Genomic DNA, 9,849 nt, shown 5'->3' on the forward strand with positions numbered 1-9,849 from the left:
GTGAAGATCCGCGGCTTGCGCATCGAGCTGGGTGAGATCGAAGCGCGGTTGCTGGAACAGGACGAGGTCCGCGAAGCCGCCGTGCTGGCGGTGGAGATCAGCGGGGGCTTGCAGTTGGTCGCCTACCTGGTTCCAACCGAGCTGTCGCAGGTCCAGGCCGCTGCTGAAACCCAGCAGGCGCTGCGTGAAACCCTGGGTACGCAGCTCAGGGCACACCTGCCCGACTACATGGTGCCCAGCCACTTCATCCTGCTCGAGCGCCTGCCGCTGAGCCCAAACGGCAAGCTTGAGCGCAAGGCACTGCCGAAACCCGATGCCCGTGCAGCACAGCGCACCTTTGTCGCCCCGCGCTCGGCGCTGGAGGTGCAATTGGCCAGCATTTGGCAAGACGTGCTGGGCCTGCCCCAGGTGGGAGCCACCGACAGCTTCTTCGACCTCGGTGGCCACTCGTTGCTTGCCACGCAAGTCATGTCACGGGTACGCCAGCTCAAAGGCGCCGACGTGCCCCTGAGTACCCTGTTCGAGCACCCGAGCTTGGCCGGTTTCGCGCTGGCGCTGGACGCGCTTTCCGCCAATGCCCTGCAAGCGCCGCCACTGCTGCCGGCTGGCCGCGATAAACCGTTGCCCATGTCATATGCCCAGGAGCGCCAGTGGTTCCTCTGGCAACTGGAGCCGCAGAGCACCGCCTATCACCTGGCCAGCGCCCTGCGCCTGCGCGGCCGCCTGGATGCCGCTGCCCTGCAACGCAGCTTCGACGTGCTGGTCGCGCGCCACGAAAGCCTGCGCACCGTGTTCATCCAGGCGCAAGGGCAAACCCACCAGTTGATCCTGCCCCAGGGCCAGGTCACCGTCGAACACGCACAGCTGGACCTTGCTGCGTTCGACGCCGACGGCCAGGCCGCCGCGCTGAAACGGGCCGTGCAGGATGAAACCCAACGGCTGTTCGACTTGACCCAAGGGCCATTGCTGAGGGCGCGGTTGATCCGCCTGGATGGCGATGACCATGCCCTGGTGGTCACCCAGCACCACATCATCTCCGATGGTTGGTCGCTGCAGCGGATGGTGGAGGAACTGATCGGCCTTTACGCTGACCTGACCCAGGACCGGCCCCTCGATGCAACGCCTGCGCCGCTGCAATACGCCGACTACGCCGTCTGGCAACGGCAGTGGATGGAGGCGGGTGAGCGCGAGCGCCAACTGGCGTATTGGACCGAGCAACTGGCGGGCGATCAGGCGGTACTGGCGTTGCCCTGCGATTACCCGCGCCCGGCGGTGCAGAGCTTCCGGGGTGCCAGCCACGACTTCAGCCTGGACCCTGCGCTGTTCGCCGCGCTCAAGGACATGGCGCAGGCCAGCCAGGCCAGCCTGTTCATGCTGCTGCTGGCGTCGTTCCAGGTGCTGCTGCACCGCTACAGTGGCCAGCGCGAGATCCGCGTCGGGGTGCCGGTGGCCAACCGCAACCGCCTGGAGACCGAAGGCCTGCTGGGGTTTTTCGTCAACACTCAGGTGCTCAAAGCCGAACTGCAAGGCGAGATGCCGTTCGTCGAGGTGCTCGCCCAGGTACGCCAAGCGGCGCTGGATGCCCAGGCCCACCAGGACCTGCCGTTCGAACAGCTGGTGGAAGCCCTGCACCCACAGCGCAGCCTCAGCCACACGCCGCTGTTCCAGGTGATGTACAACCACCACGATGAAACCCGCGCAGTACTGGCCGGCCAGCGCCTTGCCGGGGTGGAGGTCGAGCCGCTGAACTGGGGCAATGTCACTGCCCAGTTCGACCTGACACTGGACACCTACCAGCTGGACGCCGGCATGGGCGCCAGGCTGACCTATGCCTGCGACCTGTTCGAGGCGGCCACCATCGCCCGCCTGGCCGAGCACTGGCAGCGCCTGCTGCAGGCGATCGTCGAACAGCCGCAGCAGTGCGTGGCCGAGCTGCCCATGCTGGTCGCCGCCGAGCAGGCCCGCTTGCACGAGTGGAATGCACCGCGGCGGACACAGGGGGGCGAGCCGGCTGTGCATCGCCTGATTCAGGCGTGGGCCGAACGCTCGCCGCAGGCCGTGGCGTTGCTGTGTGGCGAACAGGCCATGGGCTATGGCGAACTCGAAGTCCGGGCCAACCGCCTGGCCCATTACCTGATGGCCCAAGGGGTAGGCCCTGAAGTGCGTGTCGGCATCGCCCTGGAGCGCGGTTTCGACATGATCGTCGGCTTGCTGGCGGTACTCAAGGCTGGCGGCGCGTACGTACCGCTCGACCCGCAGTACCCGCAGGAGCGCCTCGCCTACCTGATGCAGGATTCGGCCATGACCCTGTTGCTGAGCCACTCGCAATTGCTACCCGAACTGCCTGCGCCGGGTGGCCTGCATTGCCTGGCCATCGACCAGCTCGAGCTGACGACGCAGCCAGCCCATGCACCGGACCAAGACCCTGCGCCGCAGAACCTCGCCTACGTGATCTACACCTCCGGCTCGACCGGCCAACCGAAGGGTGTCGCTGTGCCCCATGGGCCGTTGGCCATGCACTGCCTGGCGATCGGTGAACGCTACGCGATGAGCGAGCGCGATTGCGAGTTGCACTTCATGTCGTTCGCTTTCGACGGTGCCCACGAGCGCTGGCTGACCACCCTCAGTCACGGTGGGCGCCTGCTGATCCGTGACTCCAGTCTGTGGACAGCGGAGCAGACGTACCAGGCCATGCACCGCCATGGCGTGACGGTGGCGGCCTTCCCGCCTGCGTACCTGCAGCAACTGGCCGAGCACGCCGAACGCGACGGCAACCCCCCGCCGGTGCGTATCTACTGCTTCGGTGGCGATGCTGTGGCGCAGGCGAGTTTCGAGCTGGCCAAGCGCGCCTTGCGTCCGCAGTTCATCATCAACGGGTACGGCCCTACCGAAACCGTGGTCACCCCGCTGATCTGGAAAGCCGGTCCACAGGACCAGTGCGGCGCGGCCTATGCGCCCATCGGCAGCCGCATCGGTGAGCGCAGTGCGTATGTCTGCGACAGCGCCATGAGCCTGTTGCCGGTGGGGCTGGAGGGCGAGCTGTACCTGGGCGGGGAGGGTGTCGCGCGCGGCTACCTGAACCGTCCTTCGCTGACCGCCGAACGCTTTGTGCCCGATGCCCTGGGGCAGCAGGGCGGCCGTCTGTACCGCAGCGGCGACCGTGTCCGTCAGCGTGCCGATGGCACCTTCGACTACCTCGGGCGGGTAGACCACCAGGTCAAGGTCCGCGGGTTCCGTATCGAACTGGGTGAAATCGAGGCCTGCCTGCAGGCCCACCCCGGCGTGCGTGAGGCGGTCGTGCTGGCGCAGCCGGGGCCGGCGGGCCCCCAGCTGGTCGGCTACCTGGTCGCCGGCAGTGCCGATGCCGTGACCCAGGGCGCGTTGCGCGACGCCTTGCAGGCGCAGCTGCGCGAGGCCCTGCCAGCCTACATGGTGCCCAGCTACCTGCTGTTTATCGAGCAACTGCCGCTGACCCCCAATGGCAAGCTCGACCGCAAGGCATTGCCCCAGGCCGACGCCAGCCAGCTCCAGCAACTGTACGTAGCCCCGCAGGGCGAGCTGGAACAGCACGTCGCGCAGATCTGGGCGCAGGTGCTCAAGCTCGGGCAGGTCGGTCGTACCGACAACTTCTTCGAACTGGGCGGGCACTCGTTGCTCGCCACCCAGGTGACGGCCATGGCCCAACAACAGCTGCAGGCCAACATCCCCCTCGATTTGCTCTTCAAAGCCGGCACCTTGCATGAATATGCCAGTGCGGTCGGCGGTTGCCTGAACGGCAATCTCACCCAGGACCTAAGCGACATGCACGACTTCCTCACTGAGCTGGAGACCCTCTGAAATGGCTGAATTGGACAATCTGGCACTGGTTCAGCGTTTCATCCGCCTGCCGCTCGCGCAGCGTCAGGCCTTCCTCGCCAAGCTGGCGGCGCGGGGCATGAGCCTCAGCCAGTTCCCGATCCCGGCAATGCGCAGCGAGTTTGCGCAGTTGCCGTTGTCGTATGCCCAGCAACGTCAGTGGTTCCTCTGGCAGCTGGACCCTGAGAGCCGGGCGTATCACATCCCCAGTGCCCTGCGTCTGCGCGGTGCGCTGGACACCCAGGCGCTGCAGGCCGCCTTCAACGACCTGATTGCACGGCATGAAGCGCTGCGCACACGGTTCCGGATTGCCGACGACGACCAGGCCTGGCAAGTGATCGACACGCTCGTCGAACTCGCGGTACAGGTGGATCACGTGCAGGCGGGGCTGGACGACGTCGCGCGCGAGCAGGCCGTGAAGGCCTTCATCAGCACTCAGACCCAGCAGTTGTTCGACCTGCAGCAGGCGCCGCTGCTGCGCGTTGGCCTGTTGCGGCTGGCCGAGGATGAGCATGTGCTGGTGCTGACTCTGCACCACATCGTTGCCGATGGCGTGTCGATGGGCATCCTCATCGAGGAAATGGTGGCCTGCTACGCAGCTCGCAGCCAGGGCCAAGTGCCGCAGCTGGCGGCGCTGGCGATCCAGTACCCCGACTATGCCATCTGGCAACGGCAGTGGATGGAAGCGGGCGAGTGCGAGCGTCAGCTCAAGTACTGGATCGAGCAGCTCGGTGACGACCATGCGCTGCTGGAGCTGCCCACTGACTTTCCGCGCCCGGCGCAGCAAAGCTATCGCGGCGGGCGCCTCGCAGTCAGCCTGCCAGCGGCGCTGGCGCAGGGCCTCAGAGCTCTGGCGCAGGCTGAAGGCACTACCTTGTTCGTGGTGTTGCTGGCGTCGTTCCAGCTGTTGCTGCACCGCTACAGCGGCCAGGCGCGCATCCGCGTCGGCGTGCCCATCGCCAACCGCCACCGGGTCGAGACCGAGGGGTTGATCGGCTTCTTCATCAACACCCAGGTGCTCAGTGCCCAGTTGGATGGGCGTCAGCGCTTCGTCGAGCTGATCGCCCAGGCCAAGGATGCCGCGATGGGTGCCCAGGCCCACCAGGACCTGCCGTTCGAGCAACTGGTCGAAGCCCTGCAGCCGCAGCGCAGTCTCAGCCACAGCCCGCTGTTCCAGGTGCTGCACAACCACCAAAGCGATGAACCGCGTGCGTTGAGCGCGCAGCTGGCTGGACTGCAGGTCGAGCAACTGGCGCAGGGCGACCTGACCAGCAAGTTCGACCTGACCCTGGAAACCGTCGAGCAAGGCGCAGTGCTGAGTGCCACGTTCGTCTATGCCACCGACCTGTTCCGCGCCGAACGCATTGAGGAAATGGCGGCGCAATGGCTGGCCTTGCTCGAACAGCTGCTGGCCAACCCGCGCGCATGCCTGGGTGAGGTCTCCGTGGTGGGGCCATCGCCTGCATTGGCAGGCCCGACGCTGGCGCCGGCGCCGGTCGCCGGTGTGCATGAACTGATCAGCGCCCAGGCCCGGGCCAACCCGCAGGGCCTGGCCGTGGTCGCGGGCGAGCAGAGCTTAACCTACGCCGAGCTAGAACAGTGGGCCGCAGGCCTGGCTGGCCGCCTGGGCGAGCAGGGCGCGGGCCCTGAGACGCGGGTGGCGATTGCCGCCGGGCGCACGGTCGAATGGGTGGTGGCGATGCTTGCCGTACTCAAGGCCGGCGCCGCGTACCTGGCGCTTGACCCGGCACTGCCAGAGGAGCGCCAGGCGCAGTTGCTGCGCAGCAGCGGGGCGAGCGTGCTGCTGCTGGACGACCTGGCGGCCTTGCCCAGCCTGCAGGCCCCACGCCTGGCCATCGCTGCCGGCAAAGCAGTTGCTCCGGCCGCCGTACGGCGGGTCGAGCCTGGCAACCTTGCGTACCTGGTCTACACCTCAGGTTCCACTGGCCAGCCCAAAGGCGTGATGGTCGAGCACGCCGCGTTGCTCAACTACGTGCAGGGCGCGCTGCAGCGCATCGAGTGGCAGGGTGTGCAGCACATGGCGCTGGCCTCGACCTTGTCGGCCGACCTGGGTTACACCCAGTTGTTCGGCGCACTCTGTACGGGGCGTACCTTGCACCTGCTGGGTGCCGACCTGGCAATGGATGCCGATGGCTTTGCCGAGTACATGCAGCAGCACGCCATCGATGCGCTGAAGATCGTCCCTTCGCACCTGGACGCATTGCTCAAGGCCGCCCGGCCTGAACAGGTGCTGCCTCGACGCTACCTGGTGCTGGGCGGCGAAGCCTGTCCGTCCGCCCTGTTGACCCAGGTGCGGACGCTGGCACCGCAGTGCCGGGTGTTCAACCACTATGGGCCGACGGAAACCACCGTCGGCGTGCTGGCCGGCGAAGTCGACCTGGGCGTGGCGCCACCGCGCGCCAGCCTGGGCCTGCCGCTGGGCAACAGCCAGGTACAAGTGCTCGACGCCAACCTGCAGGCGGTGCCCGAGGCGGTCGCCGGTGAACTGCACATTGCCGGAGCCGGGCTGGCCCGAGGGTATGTGGGCCAACCGGGCCTGACTGCCGAGCGCTTTGTCCCCGATCCCCATGGCACGCCGGGGGCGCGCCTGTATCGCAGCGGTGACCAGGTGCGCCTGGGCACGGCGGGCGTGGAGTACCTGGGCCGGGTGGACGACCAGGTGAAAATTCGCGGCTATCGCGTCGAGCCGGGCGAAGTCGTCACAGCACTGCGGGCGTTGGCCCCGGTGCGAGATGCCGCCGTGCTGGCGATGCCGGCGGCCAGCGGTCGGCAGCTGGTCGGCTACGTGGTGGCCGAGGGCAACTGCGACGCCGCGGAGCTGCTCGCGCAATTGCGCCTGGCACTGCCCGAACACATGGTCCCCAGCCAATTGCTGCTGCTGCCCAGCCTGCCGCTCAATGCCAACGGCAAGCTCGACCGCAAGGCGTTGCCTGCCCCTGACGCGCTGGCCGGCGGATCGGCCTATGTAGCCCCGCGCAGTGGCCTGGAGCAGCGCCTGGCAGGCATCTGGCAGGATGTCCTCAAGCGCGAGCAGGTCGGCGTCAGCGACAACTTCTTCGAGCTGGGTGGCGATTCGATCATTTCCATCCAGGTCGTCAGCCGCGCCCGTCAGGCCGGCATCCACTTCACCCCCAAGCAGTTGTTCCAATACCAGACCGTGCAAGGCCTGGCCAGCGTCGCCCGGGAAGGCGAGGCCAAGGTCGGCGAGCAGGGGCCGGCACAGGGCGAGCTGGCGCTGCTGCCGATCCAGCAAGCGTTTTTCGCCCGTCCCATGAGCCAGCGTGCTCACTGGAACCAATCGTTCCTTTTGCACTGCCAGGCGAGCTTGCCAGCCGCGCAGCTGGACGCGGCCCTGCAGGCGCTGGTGCTGCACCACGATGCCTTGCGCCAGGTGTTCCGTCAGGTGCAGGGGCAATGGCGCGCCGAGTATCGCAGCAGCGAGCAGCAACAAGCCGTGTGGCAGCAGCACGGCCTGCTGGAACACGCGCAATGCGCCGACGCTGGCGCGCTGGAGGCACTGTGCGAATCGGTGCAGGCGGGCCTCGACCTGGAGCAACGTTTGCTGCGTGCGGTCTGCATTAAGATGGCCGATGGCAGCCAACGCTTGCTGCTGGTGATCCACCACCTGGTCGTCGATGGCGTGTCCTGGCGTGTGCTGTTCGAGGACCTGCAGCAGGCCTGCAACCAGTTGCAGGCCGGCCAGGCAGTGCACCTGCCTGCACGCACCAGCTCGGTTCAGCGCTGGGCCGAACGGCTGCATGCCTTGGCCCGCCAGCCGCGCCTGCTGGATCAGCTGGGCTTCTGGCAGACCAGCCTGCACGGGGCGCCACAGAGCTTGCCCGGCGCCAATGCGCAGGCGCCTGCGCGCCACTGCGACCGTCACAGCGTGTTCAGCCGGCTGGAGGCTGGGCTTACCCAGCAGCTGTTGCGACAGGCACCGGCTGCCTACCGGACCCAGGTCAACGACCTGCTGCTCAGCGCCCTGGCGCGGGTGATTGCACGCTGGAGCGGCAGCGATTCGGTGCTGGTGCAACTGGAGGGCCATGGCCGTGAGGAGTTGTTCGAAGACATCGACCTCAGCCGCACGGTCGGCTGGTTCACCAGCAAGTACCCCGTCCAGCTGACGCCAGCGGCGGAGCCTGGGCAAACCATCAAGACCATCAAGGAACAGCTGCGCGCCGCACCCGACAAGGGCGTCGGCTTTGGCATCCTGCGCTACTTGGGCGATGCGCCGACCCAGGCGCTGATGGCGGCCCTCCCTGAGCCGCGCATCACCTTCAACTACCTCGGCCAGCTCGATGGCCAGTTCGACGCGGGCGCCGCCGCCGTGTTCGTGCCGGCCAGCGAATCGGCCGGTGCCGAGCAGGATGCGCAGGCCCCGCTGGGTAACTGGCTGACCCTCAACGGCCAGGTCTACGAAGGGGTGCTGACGCTGGAGTGGACCTTCTCGGCGCAGATGTTCGCGCCGCCGGTGATCGAGCGACTGGCAACCGAGTACAGCGAGGAGTTGGCGCGCCTGGTCGGTCATTGCTGCGCAGGGCAGGCCCACGGCTTCACCCCGTCCGACTTCCCGCTGGCGCGGCTGAGCCAGGCGCAACTGGATGACCTGCCGGTGAGGGCCGAGGCGATCGAGGACATCCTGCCGCTGGCGCCGATGCAACAGGGCATGCTGTTCCACACCCTCTACGAGCAAGGCTCGGGTGACTACGTCAACCAGCTGCGGGTGGATATCGACGGGCTCGACCCGGAGCGTTTCCGCCAGGCCTGGCAGCATGTGGTCGAGCGCCACGATGTGCTGCGCAGCAGCTTCCTCTGGTCAGGCGAACTGGCACAACCGCTGCAGTTGGTGCAGCGGTCGCTGGTGGTGCCGTTCCAGCTGCATGATGCCGCGCAGGACAGCGATCGCCTGGCCGCCGAGGCCCTTGCCCAAGGCTTCGACCTGGCCCAGGCGCCGCTGCTGCGCCTGCAACTGGTGGCCAACGGGGCAGGGCGTTATCACCTGATCTACACCCATCATCATATCCTCATGGATGGCTGGAGCAGCTCACGCCTGATCGGCGAAGTGATGCAGCATTACGCAGGCCTGACGCTCGAAGCGCCACGGGTGCGCTACCGCGACTACATCACCTGGTTGCAGGGCCAGGATGCAGAGGCTAGCCGCACCTTCTGGCAGCAGCAACTGGCCGGCCTGGATGAGCCGACCCGCCTTGCCAACAGTTTGCCGCGCCCGGTTGCCGGCGCGCACGGCCAGGCCGAGCATCGCCGCCTGATCGAGCGCCCGACCACCCAGGCCCTGGCCGATTTCGCCCGGCTGCAGAAGGTCACCCTCAATACCCTGGTGCAGGCCGCCTGGCTGCTGCTGTTGCAGCGCTACACCGGGCAACGCGCGGTCACCTTCGGTGCCACCGTGGCGGGGCGGTCGACCGACCTGCCAGGGGTGGAAGAACAGATCGGCCTGTTCATCAACACCCTGCCGGTGATCGCCAGCCCCAGCCCGCAAATCACCGTGGCCCAGTGGCTGCAGGCAGTGCAGGCGCAGAACCTGAGTGTGCGCGAGTTCGAGCACACGCCGCTGTTCGAGATCCAGCGCTGGAGTGGGCGTGGCGGTGACGCCCTGTTCGACACCATCCTGGTGTTTGAGAACTATCCGATTTCCGAAGCCTTGCAACAGGGCGCACCGGGCGATGTGGGCTTCGGCCCGGTGGCCAGCCATGAACAGACCAACTACCCGCTGACCCTGGCGGTGAGCCTGGGCGAGACCCTGGAGCTGCGCTACAGCTTCGACCAGGCGCGTTTCGATGGGGCACAGATCCGCCACATCGATCGCCACCTGGTGGCGCTGTTGCAGGCCCTGGCCGAGCAGGCCGAGCGCCACCTGGGCGAACTGCCGATGCTCGATGCCGCCGAGCAGCAGCTGATCGTCGAGCAGTGGAACGCTACCGCGATCGACCACTACCCGCTGGACAGCGCCGT

Annotated in this window: 2 protein-coding genes; both read left to right on the top strand. The window is 67.2% G+C overall.

Going from position 1 to position 9,849, the window contains the following annotated elements; all coding sequences use genetic code 11:
- Positions 1-3,837, top strand: a 3,837-nt coding sequence (locus ACIPZF_RS26045; protein WP_400804941.1) for an amino acid adenylation domain-containing protein, incomplete at its 5' end; no start/stop codon positions are given.
- A gap of 1 nt (position 3,838) precedes the next feature.
- The coding region (locus ACIPZF_RS26050; RefSeq protein WP_400804943.1) for an amino acid adenylation domain-containing protein at positions 3,839-9,849 on the top strand (6,011 nt) is incomplete at its 3' end.

The organism is Pseudomonas sp. NPDC089752, assembly GCF_044748725.1.
In the GTDB taxonomy this organism is placed as follows: Bacteria; Pseudomonadota; Gammaproteobacteria; order Pseudomonadales; family Pseudomonadaceae; genus Aquipseudomonas.